Raw genomic sequence first — 21,173 nt, 5'->3', positions numbered from 1 at the left:
AAAATCACGCATTAGCGTTATATGCTTTCTGAAACCAAGTTTGAAGATTCTCTAAATCTAAAACTGATGAGACTTTAATTCTATGGCTAACCATGCTGTTCCAGCTACCTGCAGCTTCAATTTTCCCTTCTGGATCAGTACCTTTTAAGTTTAAACCAATATCCAATCTGGTTTTAGTGCTTGGTTGAAGCAAGGCAAACTGCTTTTTGGGTGTTCTTAAACTGATGTAGGTTTTCTTGTAAGCAAATTCCACTTCCCCTTCAATATCGGCAAACATTGCCTTGGCCTTATGAAAAGCGTCAGCTATAGCTTCTTTTCCCAGAAGTAGTTCAGCATCTATATCTTGTGTAGAGCCTCTTTGCTCATCAAGTATTTCAGGTTTTAAATACAGGTGTGCAATGGTATTAGCAAAGCCATGAGAAACACCATAATCACCTTTCAGTAATTTCATGATTTCACCATGCTTTTGACAATCTGTTGCTGCCAAGATCTTATGCCATTCTTCCAAGGATTTACCTGTTTTCTCTGGCATATTGCCAATCATGGTCTTTAGCATTTCTTCGGGCGTTACCATACAATTCCTTTTTAGTAATTGATGAAAATACTAAAAAGGAATTTATAAGAAGAAAAGACCCATGACTGATTAGACTAATCTAGTTTGCCAAGCTGCTGCAATTTCTTCAAATACAGTCTGTAAATCTTTGGTAATATCCCATTGTGGGTAGTGATCCTTCATTTTGGCCAAATCAGAGATATAGCACATATGGTCGCCCTCACGGTTTACATCAGAGTATTTATATCTCATTGCTTTACCAGTGATGCTTTCTACACGCGTAAAAGCTTCCAAAATTGAAGTAGAGTTTTCTCTCCCACCACCAATATTGTACACTTCTGCTATTCTAGGAGCATCAAAAAAAGCTTCAATAAATCGAGCTACATCCAAGGAGTGTATATTATCTCGCACTTGCTTTCCCTTATATCCATAAATGGTATACTCGATCCCAAGAATATTTGCTTTGATCAGGTAAGAAAGGAATCCATGGAGCTCAACCCCAGAATGATTTGGCCCTGTTAAACAGCCTCCACGCAATGCACATGTCGGCATATCGAAATAGCGGCCATATTCTTGCACCATAACATCGCCCGCCACTTTTGATGCTCCAAAAATGGAGTGCTTAGATTGATCAATTGTGAAAGATTCTTTGATTCCATCTTGGTATTGAGCATCGGCAAAGTCGTAACAAGTCTCTAATTCAATCAAGTTTAAATTGTTTGGAGCATCTCCGTATACCTTGTTTGTACTCATATGGGCAAAAGGGGAATCCTTGCAAAATTGACGAGCGGCTTCCAATAAGTTCAAAGTTCCAACCGCATTCACATCAAAATCATCGAAAGGCCTGCTGGCAGCTAAATCATGGCTAGGTTGAGCAGCGGTGTGGCATATATAATCAGGCTTGATGCGCTTCATCAAATCCAAAACAGCGCCTCTATCTCGGATATCAATCTCTACATGTTCAAAATGTTTACATTCCTTAACCAGTTGATGTTGAACCCAACGTGTATCTCCTTTTTCTCCAAAAAAATCGGCTCGCATATTATTATCTATACCGAAAACCTTCCATCCTAAATTGTCGAAATACCTAACAACTTCTGAACCTATAAGGCCTGATGAGCCTGTCACTAAAAGCTTTTTCAAAATGATTTAATGGTTATGTAACTAGCTTAAATAATATAGCTTTTGATCAAATTTTTGACTGATTTGTTAAAGTGTGCTAAAGATAAAAGGTTCGCTAAAGATTCCATGAAAGAAATGTCTTTCATTCAAAACCTTTATCTATGGTCATTTAATGACTCCCTTTTTTAATATGTTGGCGCCAAATTCTGAAGGGCTTATTTAGGAACATTTGCCAGTTCTTTTTGCCCTTGTTTCGCTCATCCTGATGATCAAAAATAGTAGGCGGAAAAATCTGAATAAAGTGATAATAAACTACTTTCAATTTGGTGGAATAATGCTCTCGAAGTGAGAAATGAAACTTCATATGTTCCAAATAGCTTCCAATATTCTTCTTGCGCTGTAGTTGGGTTAATTCCAGCTCAATAGCAACGGCATGTTTTTGAATAGTTTTATGCTGAAGCAACTTCATTATTTCATCTGGAACAGGAGATTTAAAAATATTATGAGCCAAAAGCACGCCAAGCAGCACCACGTTTTTCACCTTTAGCTCGCTACTTTTCTTCAAAAGTAAATCCCAATTTAATCCGTCCTCAAAGGTTTGAAGAATTGCGGCAATGTCTGCCAAATATTTGATGCTTTTCCACAGTTCATCGGCTCCATGATGTAAACTGGTTGTAATCAAAAGGCCTTCGGGAGTTAAATGATTAATTTCTTCGCCTAAAAAATTACCCTTCTTGGTCAGAGGAAGAATGTCATGATAATTGACATTGGACTGCCAACGGATAGCACCAATTTGCCAATGAGGTTCGAAATGAAAGATTCTGTTTTCGCCTTCGTATAAGTCGAAATTATATTCGAAGTTCTGCTTAAAATAAGTTGGCTTAAATTCTTCGCTCATTTTAACCGTAGGCTCATAACCTCGGCTTAGCATGAGTTCTTCAATTTGAGGAAATCCCTTTAAATCGACCAAAACATCGATATCGGACATTTCTCTCAAACTTAAATTCTTATAAGCTGATTGACCCAAGAGAATTCCTTTGTAAGGAATTGGATGAACACCCTTTTTCGCCAGTTCCGCAAGAATTTGCTTCAACTCCTTGGCATGGCGCATATTCACAAAAGTGCGATGCACATGCGCTTCCTTTAGCTCCTTTAAAAACTCAGCCGGAGCATAATTCTTCAAAGGTGAACGGGTAAGCCCTTCATTCACCAACGATCTAACGCGATGCCGCTGAATGGTCTTCAAAAGCTCATCCCAGTTGATTATCTCGGGATTAATTTCTGAAGGAATAGGCAACATTTCAGAAGACAAACCCTGACAACATAGCAAAACTAGCGCTTGCCATTCCATGATTTTTTGATCAGGTTTTTGCCCATTACCCATTAAAAGTAGTTTTTTAACTCGAGCGCAAAGAAAAGAATTACAAACGTAAGCACTACGGCAATCCAAAAAAATAGTGCAAAGTATTTGATAGAATGTATTCGGAACGGTTGTTTTGCCTTCTTTTTAAACCAGAATTGAAAGAAGAGCTTGAAGAAGCTGTAAATTTGGTTCAACAAAGACCGATGGCCCGTTTTAAAAATTTTTCTCGAGGAATAGCAAAATCCGATTGGCGTTTTAAGTTACTACTGATTAGGGTAGTGATTTTATTAGGCATTGGCCGTATGAGTGTTCTTCTTATTCCCTTCAAAAAAATAGCCGTTTGGATGGGCGAAACAAGTAAAGAGACTACCGAAATAGAGCAAGTTGAACTGACTCCAAAGCTCATACGAATAGGTAGTGCAATTGAAGCAGCTTCCAAATACACGCCCTGGAAAAGCAATTGCTTTGCTCAAGCCTTATGTGCGCATTGGATTTTAAAATCCAATAAAATTGATCACACCATCTACTTTGGGCTTTCTACCGAAAAAGGTAAAAATGAGATGAAAGCGCACGCTTGGCTTAGGGCAAAGCAAAGAATAGTTACGGGCAGAAAAGGGCACAAAGACTTTACTGTGGTGGGTAAATTTGCTCACTTTTCTAAATAGTTTCAGTGGCAACTTGCTCCAAAATCTGAAATAACGATATTTATCTTCAACGTGAAAAAGCATCTTCAGCCTTATTTATTTGCGCTAAAAGTAGTTTGGCAAAGCTCTTCCAAATGGACCATAACATGGGCCATATTGGTAATTACTCAAGCTTTGTTGCCTTTGCTTTCGCTTTACTTTATGAAGCTGATCATTGATGGGGTAACCGAGGCAGGTACTATTTCGCAAGTGGCCTTAAACGATGTGCTTCCTTTCCTCATCTATTTTGGAATCACGCTGTTGGCAACAGCCATTTCTACTCAATTTTCACAATTGGTGAATGAGGCACAGCAACAAAGGGTTAGTGATTATATGGCCGAAATGGTACAAAGTCAGTCTCTAAAATTGGATCTCGGCTATTTCGAAAACCCTGACTTTCATAACACTTATTTTCAGGCACAAAAGGAAGCGCTTTACCGACCTGTTCAAATTGTAACCAGCTTAGTGAACGTAATTCAAAATGGGATTTCACTGGTGCTTATCGCTGCTTTCCTTTCTTTTCTTCACTATGGAATGGCGCTAGTTCTTATCGTTTCTATTCTGCCCTCCATTTACATTCGATACTATTTCTCGAAAAAGCTTTATGAGTGGCAAAAAAGTAGGATTGCCAAAGAAAGAGAATCGGCATACCTTTCTTTAGTCATCAGCGGAGCGGAATACGCGAAGGAAATCAGGGTTTTTAGTGCTGGAAAGAGACTGAAAAAGCGATTCCGAAAAATCAGACATTTACTTTTTGAAGAGAAACTTAAGATTGGCAAACTGAGAACCCGAAATTCGATTATTGCCAAGGTCGTAGAAATTACCGCTGAAGTTGGCGTTTACATTTTCATCGTTTATCGAACTACTCAAGGCTTAATCACCATTGGTGATTTGGTAATCTATTTTCAGGCTTTTCAAAAAGGAAAATCCAACTTGACAACTGCTTTGCAGTCTTTAGTACAATTGATGGAAAATCGCATGTTCTTAACTTACATTTCCGATTTTCTAGGATTTAAGCCAAGCCTGAAAAAGATTGAAAAGCCCATCAGTCTTCCAAAGAGTTTTGATGGCGGAATTGAATTCAGAAATGTTTCATTTCACTATCCTGATAGAAAAATCAAGGTACTCAGCCATATCGATCTCCATTTGAAAAAGGGAGAAATCTGCGCTATTGTGGGCGAAAATGGTTCTGGCAAAAGTACACTCACCAAATTATTATGCAGGCTTTATGACCCTACGGAAGGAGAAATAAAATTGAATGGTGAAGATTTACACGCCTTTCCAATTCACGATTATCAATCTCAGCTTAGTGTCACTTTTCAAGATTTTGCCCAATATCACTTTTCCGTTCAGGATAACATTACTTTGAGCGATGATTATCATGTTGACAACGGAAAACTAAATGAAGTAAGCCAAGCCTCAGGCGCGGACAGCTTTATTAAAGAATTTCCGCAAGGCTATCAACAGCAGCTTGGTCGCCAATTTATGAAGGGTACAGAACTCAGCTTAGGTCAATGGCAAAAGATAGCGATTTCGCGTGCCTTTTATCGTGATGCGGAGATCATCATTATGGATGAACCTACTAGCGCAATCGATCCGTTAGCGGAACATCAAATCTTCAAAAAGCTTAAAGAATTGACTAAAGACAAGATTGTTGTTTTAGTTACACACAGGCTCTACAATTTAAAAGTCGCTGATAAAATTATCGTGATGGATCACGGCCAAATTCGTGAAACCGGAACTCACAGCCAGCTAATGGAAAAGCGTGGCCATTATTTTAATATGTTCGAGACTCAGGCTGGATAGAAAAGTACATAAAAATCACTTTTATATTCGCCTGCTTTTAGTCTTTCCTTTACATTATATTACTGGTAGCCAGAAAGCCTTTTTTATGATTGAAATTAACCCGAACAAGACCTCCAAAATGAAAGACCTCGGTTCTGTTGATATTACAGAGCTGTTGTCTAAAGTTGCCAGTTTAAGCGAAACGGATTGGGATACCGAAGAGGATTTTCAAATCAATTACAACAAACATGAAAAAGGAGCTTTAAGAACCACTCAACATATCATCTTAAAATTCGCCAATAAACAAAAGGAGCCATTTACATACTATATAGGTTCTAGATGGGAGGACTGGAAACACCTTCTGTTGCCTATAATGGATCAAGTGACTTCTTCTTATGGATACAAAGAGGGTTATTATCCAAAGGTAATGTTCGCCAAAATGCCAGCTAATACATTTATTGCCCCACATATTGATGGTGACGCTAAGGGGCATCCACCTCACAAAATTCATATTCCATTAACTACAAACCATAGGTGTTACTTTTTTGAGGAGAATGAAAGGTATCATTTAGAGGTTGGAAAAGCATATGAGGTAAATAATGGAGGAATGCACTCTGTAGTGAATGGCGGAACTACAGATCGTATTCACTTGATTTTTGAATATTTAAATATTGAAGTTCAGGACCGACTTCTGCAAGAACGAATGCGAAACCCTGAGTATATTTGATAGCATTATTGATTTTTTAAAATGAGTTCAAAAAGACCCGGGTTTATATCAAAATTAAACATCATTTTTTGGGGTGCAGTGATTGCACTTTTACTGGCCGAACTTGGAGCAAAAGTCTATATTGAGAATTTCGCCAATTCCGATGACTTTTTTAGAATGGCATCTTCTTCACAATTAAACAAAAAGAAATTGGTTCCAAGCTCGCTTGGGCACAATTACATTGGATATGTCGGCAATCCAGACTTTGAAAAAGGACAGGCTAAGCACAATAGCCTTGGTTTTAGAGGCGATGAAATAGAAATCGAGAAGGCTTCTAATGAATTTCGAATTGTATGTATTGGAGGCTCTACTACATACAACACAGGTGTGAGAAATGATAAAAAAACTTATCCATATCGCTTACAAGAAATACTTCAAAACCAATCCGAAAAGAAAATAACGGTTGTAAACGCTGGCACTGCGGGATACACCACATGGGAATCACTGATCAACTACCAGCTGAGAATACAAGAACTGAAACCAGATTTGATTATTATCTACCACGCCATAAACGATGTTAACTCACGCTTGGTTTGGCCCCCTGAGGCCTATAAAGCTGATAATTCGGGGTATAGGGTAAGAGAGTTTCCAGAAAAGGATTTAGGAAGCTTCTTAAGTCACTTCAATCTAGGCCGAATGATTTTAGCTCGCTTTACGAATTATCAAGTAAACAATACAGAGCTCAAATATAATGGCTATGCAAAAACTTCATTGCTGCCTGAAATGAGAACTCAATTGAGAAACGGAACTTACCCTACAGGTATATTCAAAGAAGTTGGTCTTGATAGCCTTTTCAAATTAAACTCTCCAGTATATTTCGAAAATAACCTCAAAAGAATAATCAACTTGGCTCATGCTGATAGCACAGAGGTTTTGCTTTCTACATTTAAAATCATACCCATTTATATTAATGGAATGAACCATACCGCTCCATATCAAAAAGGCATTAATGACGAAAATGAGGCGATCAGAAATATAGCTCAAAAGGAAGGAGTACATATGATTGACATAGCCAATGAGTTTCCATCGGATGAATACCTATTCAAAGACGGTGTTCATAGAACGGAAGAAGGGTGCGAGCTTTTTGCCCAAATGATGGCTGACTACATCATTAACAACCATTTGATTAAATAGAAAACCTGTTTAAGCCACAATATCAAGCCAACCCTCAGTGACCAATTTTTTCACGAGCTGATGGATATGCGCAGATTCGATGTTGGAATCGAGTTCTGAATAATTTACCTTTTTTCCGCTCAACAATATCTCTAAAGTACGCTTCAAAACAATCGGAAACTTTAGGTGTTTTTGTCCAAATTTAAGGTAAATGAAAAGGCCATCTTCAGACCACTTCACTTCCTTGTGTCTCGAAATAAGCACAGAGGAAGGTGATAAGGCTGAAAGTTTTATCGCATTGATAAATCGGCCAGAAAAAGACTGATCGGATGATTGACTCCTATTTCTAACCAGCTTTGAAGGTGTATGCTTTATTGTATCAAATTGTTTCTTAAAATGCTGTTCAAGTGACTCAATAATTGAATTCAAACTGTCACTATCCTTAACCTTTGGCAAAACACTGGCCCTGAATTCTCTTTGCTGAATAGCTGAGTTTACTAGTGTTTTTAGCATTTCATATACCTTAAAAGTCTGAATGCCCAGGGTTATATGAACACTAGTCTCTTCCGTAGAAATTGCTTTATGATAAATTCCCCTCGGCACATACAAAGTATCTCCTGGCTGAAGTAAAATTTCAATAGAATTTTCAGAATTCTTTGTGGGAGGAAACGCAGACTTATAGTTGCTATCCGGCAAAAAAGGCTCCTCGGGGATAATAAACCAGCTTTTTGAGCCCGACACTTGTAGCACCAACACATCATGGTCATCATAATGCCAATCAAAACCTTGGGCTTGTGGAGGAGTGATATAAATATTCGAAGAGAGCTCCACTCCCCACAAATCACTCTGGTCATTTAAATTCTTGCTTAATTTTGGAACATACCTTTCCAAATAATTCAAAATCAGCGTATAACCGTTAGAGAAATGCCTTAAAACCTGCTCTCTGTTAAGCTTAATCCCCTCTCTTAGCTCTGGCCGAATCATCCATTCTGGAATTGGGGAAGAATTGCTGTTTTTCACCAGATTGACGGATGGAAAACTCAGTTCTTGATATGCCAAGTATTCATCAATATCTTCTAAGGTCAACCATGAGTTGAAATAGCCAGGAACATTTCTTGAAATATGTAAATGTGCTTTTTCAAAGTAGTTGTTAAAAAAGTCTCTATCAGAATAAGGAGAAAGCAAAGTGTTTTGATGTTTTTCCATTTGAGACATTTTCCCAGGCGCTAAGAATGATATTACAATCTGTTTCTCTAAATATATTTCATTTATCGAAAGTATGACAAGGTACTGTCTAATAAGGGTACTTCCTATCTCCAAATCAGAGATCTCGGTCAATCAAAGGGTAAAAGAAGTAGATATATTATCTTTCAATATTTTATACGATTCAATAGACCTTCAATTAATGACTTGCACCAAGCCTTAACTACAAAAAAGTTTCTCAGTCAAAAACAAGGAAAGAACTTTCGTATATTTCCAGCAATATAGACCATCATTGCCCCTTCATTAAAACATCTCGGTATCTACAAATTCGCTTGTATCAGCATTCAAGAACTTATATGGAATACTATTATTCAAGAGGTATAATGGTTAATGTCTAATATAATAAGTGGTTCATTTTTTTTATGTAACAATAGAATGGGTAGCATTTCCTCAAGGCTCAGCAAGAAGAAACTATTTCTGATACTTTTTTTTATTTCCATACTAGCTTATTTTTTCTGGACAGGCTCTAGGTATCCAGCATTAAATGAAAAAGCCCTTATGGGAGGCGAAATGCCTGTTTCCGGCATTGGATTTAATATCGCGTTTGAAGTTCAACCCAATGATGGGCTTTTATTAAAAATAGGAAAAACCTCCTTAAACTGGATGAAAACCAACAAGAAAGGGATGACCTTCGGGATTCTATTTGCCAGCCTTTTTCTAATGCTCTTCTCTTGGCTTAATAAACTCCAGTTTAAAAATAAGTATGCTCAATCTTTCTTTGGTTTGTTTATTGGAGCGCCACTTGGCGTTTGCGTAAACTGTGCCGCACCTATAGCATTTGGGGCCAGAAAAGCCAATTTAAACGTTATCTCCTCTTTAAGTATGATGATGAGCTCACCGACTTTCAACTTTGTGGTGCTCACCATGCTTTTCACAATGTTTCATCCCTACTTAGCACTTTTAAAGATTATATCAGCAGCCATTCTCATTCTATTCGGTGTTCCTATTATAGCTAAACTAGGAGGCAAAAATGCAATTGTGGAAGACAATCTTAACAGTCCTTCACTTTCTTTTTTAGCCGAAGATGAACGGATATATCAGAGTGAAAGCCTCCTCAAAACTTTCCAATGGTTCATAATCCAGTTTGCCAAATCCTTATTTTTTATTCTGAAAAAAACATTGCCTTTAATGATATTGGCGGGCCTCTTAGGTAGTGTTTTTATCAATCTTATTGATTGGGATGGTATGATTGCCTTGTCATCCTTAGTGAATGAAAATCAAATGGTTTTCACTATTCTCTTGTTGGTATTCTTTGCCATGGCAGGAACCTTTTTACCCGTCCCGATGGCTTTTGATATCATCATTGTATCCATTCTGCTAAATTTGGGTATTTCCTATTCTATAGCCAGCACCTTGCTATTTACCTTAGGTATTTTCAGTATTTACTCTTTTCTAATTGTAAGAAAAGCCATCAATCTAAAGACCGCCTTGGTGCTGTTTTCCTTCGTGTCTATTGTAGGTGTAATGAATGGTTTAGCAGGTCTTTATTTTGATAAATATTTAGCTCCCAACGACAGTGAAATGATCGCTTGGTTAAAGCAATATAAGGGCGGCTATTTCGAGGTAGAGGGAATAACTATGCCCGAAAAGAAATTTGAGTTTTCACCTGTAAATAAGGAAAGCAGCCCGATTGAAGTAGATGGAGCAATTATAAACCAAAGCGTATTCAACAGTAAAGGCAAAGGAAACTTCAATTTTACACTGCACCCAGGGCCAGAAGTGGGAATCAATAGAAGCTATAAATTTGAAGGGTACAATGAAATATTAGGTGGATTTAACGTCCTTCATGGCTTTTCTACCTCGGGGGTTGATTATGATGACGATGGGTGGACAGACTTGTTATTTGGCTCCCCATCTGGCCTTCAAAGATTCAAGAATCAAGGGGGCAAAGGCTTTATAAAAGATCGGTTTGGAATAGATCTTCTAGATAATTCACACATCATTTTGGGTCATATAATAGATATAAATGGTGATGGATTCAAGGATGTCATCGTTTCAGCCCTAATGAAAGGTCTCTATATTTTCTATGGCGGAGCAGAAGGCTTTGAAAAAGACAACTACCTGAAAGTTGAATTCCCTGACCGTTATATAGCGACTAGAACAATAGCCTTTCACGACATTGACGCAGATGGAGACCTAGACCTTTTTTGCGGAAATTGGTCTCAAGGCAAAGGGGAGGGCGAAGTGAGCCTTCGGTCGTCAACAGATTTCTTTTTAGTAAACCACATTGATTCCCTTGAACTCGTCAAAGCTAACTACCCTCAAGGAGCCACACTAACTAGCCTGTTTTGGGATCAAGATGGAAACTCAAAAAAGGAACTGTTTATAGGTATCGATTTCACACAGCCTGACTGGAGCATTTCCGATTTTGACTTAAAAAGTGGTATAAGGGCCAATAGTAATTTACCCTACACCACTTCAAATACCATGTCCGTTTCGGCCGCAGATATTAACAACGATTTAAAACAAGACTTGTATTTGGCACAGATTGCAGAAAAGACCCTGAACGAGCATGAAATGATCAAAAACGTTGATAAAATCTGCAGTTGTTTCATCGGAACACCCTACCTAGATGAGTGCGAAAAAATAGTAACAGGCCGACAGAACACACGCCTAGCTACTATGACACTGAATTTCAGCTTTTTACCAGATGACCAAAGAGCAACCGCATATAAACTGTACTTACTATTTGAGATGAACCGCAGATTAAGTCAGGGCAAAGCTGTTTCAGCTGAATTGAATCAATATAAAAGCGAATTTCCCTTTTGGAACTATATGCATGATTCTACTAATGTATACACAGATTACAACCGCGAGCTCATGCAAACCTCACCTGAATACCTAAAGCAAAAAATGAACTTAAACTTACTTTTTGTAAATGAAGCAGGTCAAATGGTTGATAAAACCAAGACTTACGGAATGGACAAAGGAGGTTGGACTTGGAATGCTCAATTTGAGGATTTAAACAACGATGAATATGTAGATTTATTCATGGTGAATGGAAGCGGGAGTATGGCTGCCAATCAATCTAGTTTCTTTTATCTTAATCAAGAGGGACAAAATTTTCAGGAGCAAGGAGAGCAGGTAGGCCTCAGAAACTATCTTTCTTCTCAAAGCTATACCTATTTAGATTATGATAACGATGGCGACATGGACATTGCCGTGCTGGCGGAGGAAGGTCCAGTGTTGATCTTTGAAAACAATTTAAACAAAGGAAATTCAATACAATTTGAGCTTTCTGCAAAACACTTGACTGATGTTCTGGGGGCGAAAGTGTTAATCTACTATGGAGAAAATAACACCCAACACCAGATGCGCGAAATCAGACAAAGCGGAGGATATCAATCTTATAATCCAACCTTTGCTCATTTCGGGCTGAAGAACACCGAAACAATCAACAAGGCTCTAGTGATTTGGAACAATGGAGACAGTACCATTATTAACCATCCTTTAAGGGCTGGCTACAAATATTGGGTTGAAAAAAGTAACTAAGCTAAAGACCTCAAAACTAAAGGGTCAAGCCAAAATGAACATATAAATAGTAATATCATATAAATGATATTGCCTTAATTAGCTTCACATGTCTTCACCACTAAAATTCATACTCCGATTAGCGATTGTTTTTCCAACCATTGGAGTGGGTTTTGCTTGGATTTTAACCCATCCACAGCACAGCCTATTTTTTAAATTAGGTTTTTTATTTGTAGGCCTGGGCCTTCTTTTGATTTGGCAAATCGGGAAAAAATATACTAACATCATTTTTTCACTCTCTATTCTTCTGTGGACTTACCCTTTAGGAGAGCTTACCCTTTACTTTCAATCACCTGCAACAACGATAACGGGCTATAACAAGCCCTTTGCTGAGCTAGATTCAATTCGCGGTTTTCGTTATACGGCTCGTAATGTCAGGTATTTTAAGATCGCTGAAAGCAAAACCGTTTTCGACAACCAATTTACAACCAACAAGCAAGGCTGGGTTATGGATCAAGACTATCACTTCAAAAAGTCAAATCCAACTAAAAAAAGATGGCTGCTTTTTGGAGATTCTTTTAGCGCAGGCATTATGTTGAAAAAAAACCTGCCAAATAGAATGCAAGAGGCTATGGATCAAGATTCAACATGGAATGCAGAGATTTATTCATTTGCCATTGATGGGGGTGGTCTTGCCAATTGGCACCAAACCTTTTTTAATGAAGTGGTTCCAAACTATGAGTTTGATGGAGTAATCTTGGCCATATTTGGAGACGACCTCTACCGTGATTTTTTCATTCAGGAAGGCCTTCAAAAAAATGGTTTTTTAGGCAGAATAAGAATTGAAGATTGGCCCATAGATACCTCCCGATTAAATCAGTATAACATCCAGCAAATGAGGTTGCAGTATTCTGACTCAGAAATCGATGACCTCAAAGCTTCTCCACCTAAAAAGGAATTTGATTGGCCTTTAAAAACTCTTCTAACCCGAAAATTAAATTCACCTAAAAAAATAAGGCGTGACAAAAAAATAAGCAAAAACCTAAATGAACTACGAGAAAGTCTTGGAGAAAGAAAGTATCAGATGTTAGAAAGCATGATCTCTTGGTGCAAGCAACATAAAAAAGACATTATTCTTACTAGCATTCCTCCAAGAAATCTGGATCAACAAGCGAGTGAAGAAGTTCAAATTATTGCCAATCATTGGAATTTAGAATTTTTAAACGGGAATGAAGTCTTTGCTAGCGAAGATCAAATTAAGAAGTACTGGCTAGCGAATGATGGACACTGGAATCAACTTGGTTCAGACTTGTATTCAGACTTTTTAATTAAGATTATAAATAAAGGGAATTAACGATTTAACTAGGCCTTTTTTACTTTTCACCCTTATTTTAATATACAATCCAAAATAAAAACAAATTTAATTTCGTTTAAATATGTAGGATTTCATTATATTTGAAAAGGCTTTAACTACTGATGTTATGAACAATATGGATAAGGACAATTTAATGGGTTCGAGTGAAGCTCATTCTGAGAAACTCGTTTGGGAAACTCCGGTTTTGATCACAGAAAACGTAGACAATACTCAAGGAGGAAACTTCACAACTAACAACCCTGGGGATGATTCTTGGTATGCTAGCTAAGATGGAGCACTCTAAGTAACAAAATTATGAAGCGACTAAGTCGCTTTTTTTTATGCCTAGATATTCTCTTTATCTCAACTTTTGATAATAAATTCTGCGATATCAATCGTGTTTATAGCATCAAATTCATTTTTTAAAATAAACGGGGAACTGAAAAAAGATTTAAAATCTAGAATCTCGGGCTCTGATTCCACTTTGGCCAATATTTCGTGTTGATAAACAGCCCTTTCAGCTAATTGATCCCAGATCGCATATTTGTTTCTCCAGATCATTTTATCTCTTTCGTCAACCCCAAATGATAATTCCTTAGGGTTGACCCCTAAAACTAAGAGCATAAAATCATGAGAAAACAAGCCATATATTTGATGCATTTCCGATTCTTTAGTTAAGCTATAATCTTGTTTGACTTCATGCAAAGGCCCCTTTTTTTGATAAAGTTCAATTAGCCCTTCAATACCGCTTATGTCCACATCTTGATTACAAGCTTTCCAAAACTCAGTTTGATATCGCTTATTCAATTTAAACTGCATAGCAATAAACCATTTGAGCTTATCCCATATCTCACCAAGGTTTTTATTTACTTCCTTGCGGTCATCTACACCTTTCTCCATTCGTTTTAAATATAAAATCAAGGCATAAATATTAGTGATAACCATATGTAAAGCTGTCGACTGCAAAGCCTCTATAAAACCATAGGAATTGCCTACGGCCGCAACATTGCCTACAACAAAATCCTTGTGCCTTCCTGATTTAAATTTGAGAGTACGAACCTCATCTATTAAGGGATTAAGCTCTCGAAATTCCCTTTCAGCTTCTTCTGCCGAACAAAATGAAGAGGAATATATATATCCCATATGATCTTCAGTATGCATAGGAATATTCCATTGCCAACCATTTTTCATGGTTCTAGCTTCTGTATAAGGCTTAATGATTCCATTATGCTTGGCATTTCCTACAACAGCCGAATCAGTAAAAAGACTTTTTTGGTATGATTGATAAGGCACACGGAGTGCATTGCCCAAAAGAAGGGATCTGAACCCAGAACAGTCCACATAAAAGTCAAAACTTAGAGACTTATCTTCTTCTTTAAATTTTAATGACTTTACAGTATCATCACCTAGTTGCACTTCAACAATTGTTCTTTCTAGAACAGAAACTCCCCTTTCTTTTGCCTTTCTTTTTAAAAAAGCTGAAAGTCTCTCATTGTCTAAATGATACGCATAAGAATGAGGTAATGCGTAAGATTTATATGGACTTTCAGGGTTACCCGTTTTTACCATGAAGGACTTATCCGCATTCATTAAGACGGAATTGAGCGAGTTATAATTAATATCCTCGTTTACCTCAATACTTAGAAATGGACTAATGAACCCAAGCGCATTATTAGTAAAATCGTATTTTGGATCGCCCCATAAGTACCTAACTCCTTGTTTCCATGTAGGCTTTACTTCTTTGTAAAATTCAGACAAGTCAAATTCTAGAACATCATGTAACATTCTAAGCAACTTGGGAGTGGTAAACTCGCCAACCCCAATAATGGGAATAGAAGGAGACTCTATTACAGTTACCTCCACTTCTGGTAACAATTTGTTTATACAAAGAGCGGTCAAATATCCTGAAGTTCCCCCTCCGACTATGCCGATGTTAGTCAATGCTTTCATTATAAAACAAATGTTCTAGATCATCTAAATTATTCAGTCTCTCAAATGCTTCTTTTTGAGTTAGGGCCAAAGCCGACATTTGACTCCAGAGTTTAACCTTGCTGGTCAAAAACCTTGAGTTATTGAAAAGAAATTGTTTGTCTACACTTTCTGGCATTTCCTCTTGGCCCATCAGAATGTTGTCAAACCCATTAAATCTAAATAAGCTTCCTTTCATTAACCCTAAAATGTGTTGGTCATGAAAATGAGCCGGTTTTCTGAATGGGCCATTCTTTTTGTAGAATTCAAAAATATCATTGTACCCAGAAGCATCTGCTTCATTTCTCTTTGCTTCCCAAAAAGGTGTATTTATTTTCTTGTTAAACTTAAAGTGCCAAGTCAAAAACCACTTTAAATGATCCCAATGTTCGCCTTGTTTTTTGTTTACAAACGCTCTTGATTGATTTATATCATCATTCTCCATTTCGTTTATAAAGGCACGGATTGTAGAAATAATCATTTGGATTCCGGTGCTCTCTAAAGGCTCAATAAAGGCATATGAATTTCCTACACCGATCACATTTTTTCTCCAACAATCCGCTCTTCTACCCGATGTAAACTTTATGATTTTAGTGTTTTGAACCCCCGGAAATTTAGATTCGAGTTCCTTTTGTGCCTGTTCCTCAGTGTAAAAACGTGAACTAAACACATATCCTAGATGGTCTTCATGTTGCAAAGGAATATTCCACATCCATCCTGCATCCATGGCTTTTGCTGTTGTATAAGGCTTAATGTTGCCATAATGGGGCAAATGACCAGTCAATGCCATATCGGTAAACAAGCTATTAGCAAAACTGATATGAGGAGACTTCATGGCAGTTCCTAATAAAGAGGACCTGAAGCCTGTGCAATCAAAGTAAATATCAAATTTATGAGTATATCCTTGTTCATCAATTAGGTAGTTGATGCCTCCATTTTCTGCTTCTAACTCACAATGTTGGATTGTTGAATTGATCAGTTTGACGGAACGCTCCTTCGCCTTTTCTTTTAAAAAATTAATGAGCTTAACATTATCAAGGTGATATGCATAGTTGGTTTTAGGGCCAATTTCTCCCAACGAATGAAGGTTGCCATCCTTTTCATACAAGAAGGATTTTCTCTGATTCATTAAAATAGACCCTAAAGAGCCAAGATTTATATCCTTTTCAAGGCATACCGCTCCGTAGGAATCATGCTTTTCAAATGGATAATTAAAGTAATCACTGTCTGTTCCTCCCCACTCAAACCTTATCCCTAGTTTCCATGTAGGTTGAACACTGTCAAAAAACTCTTTAAAAGAAAAGCCAAGATCCTTATGCAAAAAATTGATGATCACCCTTGTAGTCGATTCTCCAACTCCAATAACAGGAATCTTGTCCGATTCAATTAACGTAACTTCAGTATCGGGGTACTTATTTTTTATGGCTAAGGCAGTAAAATAGCCCGCAGTCCCCCCTCCAATAATCCCTATATTCTGATAAAGTGAACTACTTGTGTTTTTCATTTAGGTTTGAAGCAATATCTATGGAAGTCCTTTCAAAAATTGAAGTTAAAAATTTGGTTCATTCTTCACTATCTCTTCATTATTTAGCGTAAAGAATATTCTATTTTGCCATACACTTTTTATAAATGAAATCATCCTCCACACTGCTTTCTAAAATAAATCGCATTTTTTGGGGTGTTGCCATTGCTCTACTCATTGGAGAGCTTACGGCTAAGCTATATATAGAACATTTTGCCGATGAAGGCAGGCTTCTCAAATTTGGATCTGCAACACAATTGAGGTCAAAAGGCTATGTAGCCAGTGCTATGGCTCATAACTATATTGGTTATGTAGCTACGCCTAACTACCATAAGGGACGTATTAATCATAATAGCCTTGGCTTTAAGGGTGATGAGTTTAAGAAAGAAAAAAGTGAAAACGAGTTTAGAATCGTTTGTATTGGAGGCTCAACCACCTACAACATCTCTGTGGCAGATTATAAACAATCCTATCCACACCAGCTTCAAGAAATTTTAAAAACGAAGCATAACCAGCAAATAACGGTAATCAATGCAGGCTTGCCTGGCTATACTTCTTGGGAATCTCTAATCAATTATGAATTACGAATTCAAGAATTGCAACCTGATTTAATCATCGTTTACCATGGCGTAAATGATGTAAAAGCTCGAATGGTTTGGCCTCCCGAAGCTTATAAAGCAGACAATTCTGGATATAGAATTCGAAAATTCCCCGAAAACAGCACGTATGATCTAATAAGCTATTTCAGTTTGGGTCGGATTGTTCTGGCAAGTTTCTCCGATTTTAAAATCAATAATTTAGAAACCAGCCTAAACGGCATTTCTCCTAATTCACTGGCCATAGAAATGGCCCAGCAGATGAACCACGGAAACTACCCTTCTGGAGTATTTGATACATTGAGTGTGGAGAAAGTTTTGAAGCATAATCCACCAATTTATTTTGAAAACAACCTAAGAAGAATGATAGCCTTGACAAAAGCAGACGGGACAGACGTCATTCTTTGCAGTTTTAAGGTTATTCCCTTTATAAAAAATGGACAGAATATGAACGCACCTTATCAAGAAGGCTTAAAAGACGAAAACCCAATGATTAAAAGAGTTGCCAATGAAACCGCTGTCCATTTCGTAGATATGGACTCTTTGTTTCCTTCAGATCAACAACTTTTTACTGATGGAATTCACAAAAACGAAAAAGGGTGTCTTGAATTTGCTCAAATATTAGCCGACTATATCTCAAGCAACCAAATTATAAAGCCATAAAGGCTTCAAATGCTAAGAGAATAGCCTTTTTCTTTCAACATCTTTCCAATTTGAGTACCCCTTTCCGTTCTCTGGGGCACTTCAAATTCAGTGACAATTAGCTCTCCAGCAAACTCATTGAATTGTCCTTGAGCAATAATTCCATTTTTATCTACCGCTAAAGAGCAGCCCACCTTCTTTTTGCCTTCATATGGGCCTCCCACTATATAGCCTACACTTGTGGTACTAACTACCACCATATTGTACATTTTCGCCAATGAAGACAGGGGTTTTATCCATTTGTCATGATAAGGATCGTCCTGCTCAGTAATGGAATAATCAACCGTCCATGATGAAGGCGCTAAAACTAACTGAGCACCCATTCTAGCCAGTGTATGGCCAATAGTCACAGAGTCATTATAGTTATCAGCACATATATTTATTCCTATTTTACCCCATTCAGTATCGACTACATTCAACGTTTGACCTACTTGGTAAAAGGGAAATTCTACTTCTAGCAAATTGATTTTCCTATGCTTTATCACAATTTCACCTTTGGGATTGATGAGAATTGCCGCATTGTAAAAGGTATCCTCATCAACTTTTTCAGTAAGGCCAACACATATGAAAATGCCATGTTTTTTAGCTTCTTCACAAAAAAGATTGCTGAAAGGCCCAGGAATGGGGTGTGATTCTACAAGAGCACTTGGGTGTGTCCAAGCAAAATCTATTGTTTCAGGAAAAAGAACCAAGTTACAACCCACTTCAACAGCTTCTCTTATCTTTTGAATTGCTCTTTCAAAATTTCGCTCTGGCTCGCCTCCTTCTACCAAAAGCTGAGCCATGCCTATCTTCAATTTTTTGCTCATGAAAATTATTGAATATCTGTACCTGTAGACTACTAAAAAAGTAAATATAAATTTAGAGGGAGACTTTTAATAGAAGAACAGAAATTTGAAGGATTATCGATTTACTGCCCAAATGAGTTTATAAATGTCCTTAAGTGCTTGTATTACGATTTTGGGAGATCCTCCCTTACTTTTTCCACTTACTCTTTTTAAATAAACCGAAGGAGACTCAATAGGTCGAACTCCTTTCTTGATCAATTTTGCGCATATTTCGCTTTCAACTAACGAACTTGTAAGCACCAAATTCAACGATTTTACATCTGAATTTTTATAGATATTGCTCCAGTTTACATCGCGTAAATCCATGTTCAGAAAAAATCGATTCAGCTTTCTATTTATCATTGAAAGCGCATCTCGATAGGAACTGTATGTAGTGTTAACTTCTCTATAGAAGGAAATAAAAGTATGGTCTTCTACAATAGCATGTGGAATTAACTCGTCCATTTTAAACTCACCATCTGCCGCTATTGCTACTACATTTTCCATTTGGGCCTTAGCATAACCCGACCTTAACGCATGGCCTATGCCTAGATTTTTGTGATGATGTATAGCAAAGACTTTAGGGAGGGTAGCAGCCCTTATAATTTCTTCAGAAGAGCCATCCGTACTTCCATCATCAACTACAATAACTTCGTAGTCCTGGCTAATTTGCTCAAGAACTTCCACAGCTTGCTGAACAACATGATAAACTGTACCCACCTCATTGAAGCAAAAAATAATGACAGACCAAGTCTGCTTACTGATTTCCATAGCTCAAAAGCTTAAAAAAATAGGGTTCATATTTAGGTTGCAATAACTTTAAATTATTCCACTAGGCAATGATTCTGCCTTTTTAAATAAAAGCTATTTACCAAATTTAAAATATTTGTCGTAGGCGACTTTAGGAAGCAAATTAAGACGAGACATAACCCAAATAGGGACTCGAAAAGCACGCATAAGCCCATGACTGTTTGGGTAGTTTCTAAAGGTTTTGGGAGGTAGTGCCATAAACTCTTCAAACTTTTCTTTGGTTAACCCCAATCGCTTTATACAAAGATCTATCACCTTTGGATCTTCGATGGAATAGATACTATGGGCACGCTCTAAAGCCAAATCTCTATCCATTTGCCCTGAGCGCACCAAGGCAGAATCGCTATTCATGTTTAAGTCAATGTTGAACTTTACACGATGCACATACTTTATTAAACTGTGATAGAGATCATCAAAATAATGTGCACCAGGATACACCCAGCCTAATTCTGATTTGATAATCGCTTCAGCATCTTTCCTTATGTAATCATGGTAATACATAGGAGTTATGGTTTTGATCCCCCTAACAGCAGTATAATAGAACAGATGTTTAGGAGTAAGGTGAAATCCTGGATCGTTAGGTGTCCATTTTCTAAGCGGAACGCTCCCAAATTCATGATGAACCTTCTCTAAATATCGGCCATCAAAAAACGACCACGATAATGGCTTAACCCCTTCTGTTCTGAAGGATTGCCCAATAATAATGTATTTCACATTTTCTTTGGCCGCTACTCCATATAAACTTGTGGCAATGCCAATGTCAGTTCCTAAGTTCAAATCAGGGGTAGAAGCTTTCAAAAAATCTATTTTCAAATCTTTTGCTTCTCTCCAGTCAGAGGTTATCGTCCTAAGCTCAACTCCTAAGGCCTTGGTTGCCTTAATCATATTTTCTCCTGCAACCGGATTATCAAAACCATCATTAAAATGGACGGCTAAAGGTCTTAACCCCCAAAGCTTAACCACGGAATACAATAAATAGGTGCTGTCTCTTCCTCCGCTTATGCCTACAACGCAATCGTATTTTTTACCTTGGCCTTTACGTTTAACTTTATCAAATATTCTTGCTAAAGCAATTTTACCTTTCTCTCCATCAGGATATTCCATTTCCATTTTATCATGTAAATGGCAAAAATTGCAAACTCCTTTTTCGTCAAAAGCTATTCCCGGAACGGAACTATCTTGAACGCACCGAGTACAAGTTTGAGCCTTAATGGCTTTTTCAATACCATTTACGATTACCGTCATTGAAATGAAATAAGTGATTCCAAAAATTAA

The 21,173-nt window shown here is 37.5% G+C and carries 17 protein-coding genes; 8 read left to right on the top strand and 9 right to left on the bottom strand.

What is annotated here, in order from left to right; genetic code table 11:
- Positions 1–4: 4 nt before the first annotated feature.
- The 3 genes from ACXACJ_RS20500 to ACXACJ_RS20490 form a co-directional block, all read right to left on the bottom strand.
- The gene (locus ACXACJ_RS20500) at positions 5–574 is read right to left on the bottom strand and encodes a DUF4287 domain-containing protein (RefSeq protein WP_475136297.1); all 570 of its coding nucleotides are present in this window, start codon (positions 572–574) and stop codon (positions 5–7) included.
- A gap of 69 nt (positions 575–643) precedes the next feature.
- The gene (locus ACXACJ_RS20495) at positions 644–1,696 is read right to left on the bottom strand and encodes an NAD-dependent epimerase/dehydratase family protein (RefSeq protein WP_475136296.1); all 1,053 of its coding nucleotides are present in this window, start codon (positions 1,694–1,696) and stop codon (positions 644–646) included.
- 148 nt (positions 1,697–1,844) lie between these two features.
- Positions 1,845–3,059, bottom strand: coding sequence for a nucleotidyltransferase domain-containing protein (locus tag ACXACJ_RS20490; RefSeq protein WP_475136295.1), 1,215 nt, complete (start codon positions 3,057–3,059; stop codon positions 1,845–1,847).
- Between the two features lie 182 nt (positions 3,060–3,241).
- Here ACXACJ_RS20490 and ACXACJ_RS20485 point away from each other — a divergent pair, with 182 nt between their 5' ends.
- From ACXACJ_RS20485 to ACXACJ_RS20470, 4 genes are all read left to right on the top strand, one after another.
- Complete coding sequence (locus ACXACJ_RS20485) at positions 3,242–3,703, top strand: lasso peptide biosynthesis B2 protein (RefSeq protein ID WP_475136294.1); 462 nt, start codon at positions 3,242–3,244, stop codon at positions 3,701–3,703.
- A gap of 51 nt (positions 3,704–3,754) precedes the next feature.
- Complete coding sequence (locus ACXACJ_RS20480) at positions 3,755–5,527, top strand: ABC transporter ATP-binding protein (protein ID WP_475136293.1); 1,773 nt, start codon at positions 3,755–3,757, stop codon at positions 5,525–5,527.
- A gap of 85 nt (positions 5,528–5,612) precedes the next feature.
- On the top strand, positions 5,613–6,233 hold the full coding sequence (locus ACXACJ_RS20475; RefSeq protein WP_475136292.1) for an aspartyl/asparaginyl beta-hydroxylase domain-containing protein: 621 nt from the start codon (positions 5,613–5,615) through the stop codon (positions 6,231–6,233).
- Positions 6,234–6,254: 21 nt separating this feature from the next.
- Positions 6,255–7,406 (top strand): SGNH/GDSL hydrolase family protein, encoded by a 1,152-nt coding sequence (locus ACXACJ_RS20470; RefSeq protein ID WP_475136291.1) that lies wholly within the window; start codon positions 6,255–6,257, stop codon positions 7,404–7,406.
- Positions 7,407–7,415: 9 nt separating this feature from the next.
- Here ACXACJ_RS20470 and ACXACJ_RS20465 read toward each other — a convergent pair whose 3' ends face one another.
- Entirely contained in the window at positions 7,416–8,591 is a 1,176-nt protein-coding gene (locus ACXACJ_RS20465; RefSeq protein WP_475136290.1) for a cupin domain-containing protein, read from the bottom strand.
- Positions 8,592–9,023: 432 nt separating this feature from the next.
- Between ACXACJ_RS20465 and ACXACJ_RS20460 the strand changes: the two genes are divergently transcribed.
- The 3 genes from ACXACJ_RS20460 to ACXACJ_RS20450 all read left to right on the top strand — a co-directional run bounded on the left by ACXACJ_RS20460 (position 9,024) and on the right by ACXACJ_RS20450 (position 13,762).
- Positions 9,024–12,140 carry an FG-GAP-like repeat-containing protein gene (locus ACXACJ_RS20460; protein ID WP_475136289.1) on the top strand — a complete coding sequence of 1,039 codons (3,117 nt, stop codon included), beginning with the start codon at positions 9,024–9,026 and terminating at the stop codon, positions 12,138–12,140.
- 88 nt (positions 12,141–12,228) lie between these two features.
- Complete coding sequence (locus ACXACJ_RS20455) at positions 12,229–13,473, top strand: hypothetical protein (RefSeq protein ID WP_475136288.1); 1,245 nt, start codon at positions 12,229–12,231, stop codon at positions 13,471–13,473.
- Positions 13,474–13,600: 127 nt separating this feature from the next.
- Entirely contained in the window at positions 13,601–13,762 is a 162-nt protein-coding gene (locus ACXACJ_RS20450) for a hypothetical protein (protein WP_475136287.1), read from the top strand.
- 74 nt (positions 13,763–13,836) lie between these two features.
- Here ACXACJ_RS20450 and ACXACJ_RS20445 read toward each other — a convergent pair whose 3' ends face one another.
- The gene (locus ACXACJ_RS20445) at positions 13,837–15,423 is read right to left on the bottom strand and encodes a tryptophan 7-halogenase (RefSeq protein WP_475136286.1); all 1,587 of its coding nucleotides are present in this window, start codon (positions 15,421–15,423) and stop codon (positions 13,837–13,839) included.
- Entirely contained in the window at positions 15,407–16,945 is a 1,539-nt protein-coding gene (locus ACXACJ_RS20440; RefSeq protein WP_475136285.1) for a tryptophan 7-halogenase, read from the bottom strand. The genes ACXACJ_RS20445 and ACXACJ_RS20440 overlap by 17 nt, the downstream gene beginning before the upstream one ends.
- A 125-nt stretch (positions 16,946–17,070) precedes the next feature.
- On the opposite strand from ACXACJ_RS20440, the gene ACXACJ_RS20435 reads away from it, so the two are divergent.
- Positions 17,071–18,222, top strand: a complete 1,152-nt coding sequence (locus ACXACJ_RS20435) for an SGNH/GDSL hydrolase family protein (protein WP_475136284.1) — start codon at positions 17,071–17,073, stop codon at positions 18,220–18,222.
- Between the two features lie 5 nt (positions 18,223–18,227).
- On the opposite strand, the gene ACXACJ_RS20430 is transcribed toward ACXACJ_RS20435, so the two are convergent.
- The 3 genes from ACXACJ_RS20430 to ACXACJ_RS20420 form a co-directional block, all read right to left on the bottom strand.
- Positions 18,228–19,070 (bottom strand): carbon-nitrogen hydrolase family protein, encoded by an 843-nt coding sequence (locus tag ACXACJ_RS20430; RefSeq protein ID WP_475136283.1) that lies wholly within the window; start codon positions 19,068–19,070, stop codon positions 18,228–18,230.
- A gap of 93 nt (positions 19,071–19,163) precedes the next feature.
- Complete coding sequence (locus ACXACJ_RS20425) at positions 19,164–19,859, bottom strand: glycosyltransferase family 2 protein (protein ID WP_475136282.1); 696 nt, start codon at positions 19,857–19,859, stop codon at positions 19,164–19,166.
- Between the two features lie 93 nt (positions 19,860–19,952).
- Positions 19,953–21,143, bottom strand: a complete 1,191-nt coding sequence (locus tag ACXACJ_RS20420) for an N-acetyl sugar amidotransferase (RefSeq protein WP_475136281.1) — start codon at positions 21,141–21,143, stop codon at positions 19,953–19,955.
- Positions 21,144–21,173: the final 30 nt, after the last annotated feature.

Source organism: Roseivirga sp. AWQ4_251 (assembly GCF_056158225.1).
Note: the sequence above shows the minus strand (reverse complement) of the source record. Positions and strands in the feature narration are given on the sequence as shown.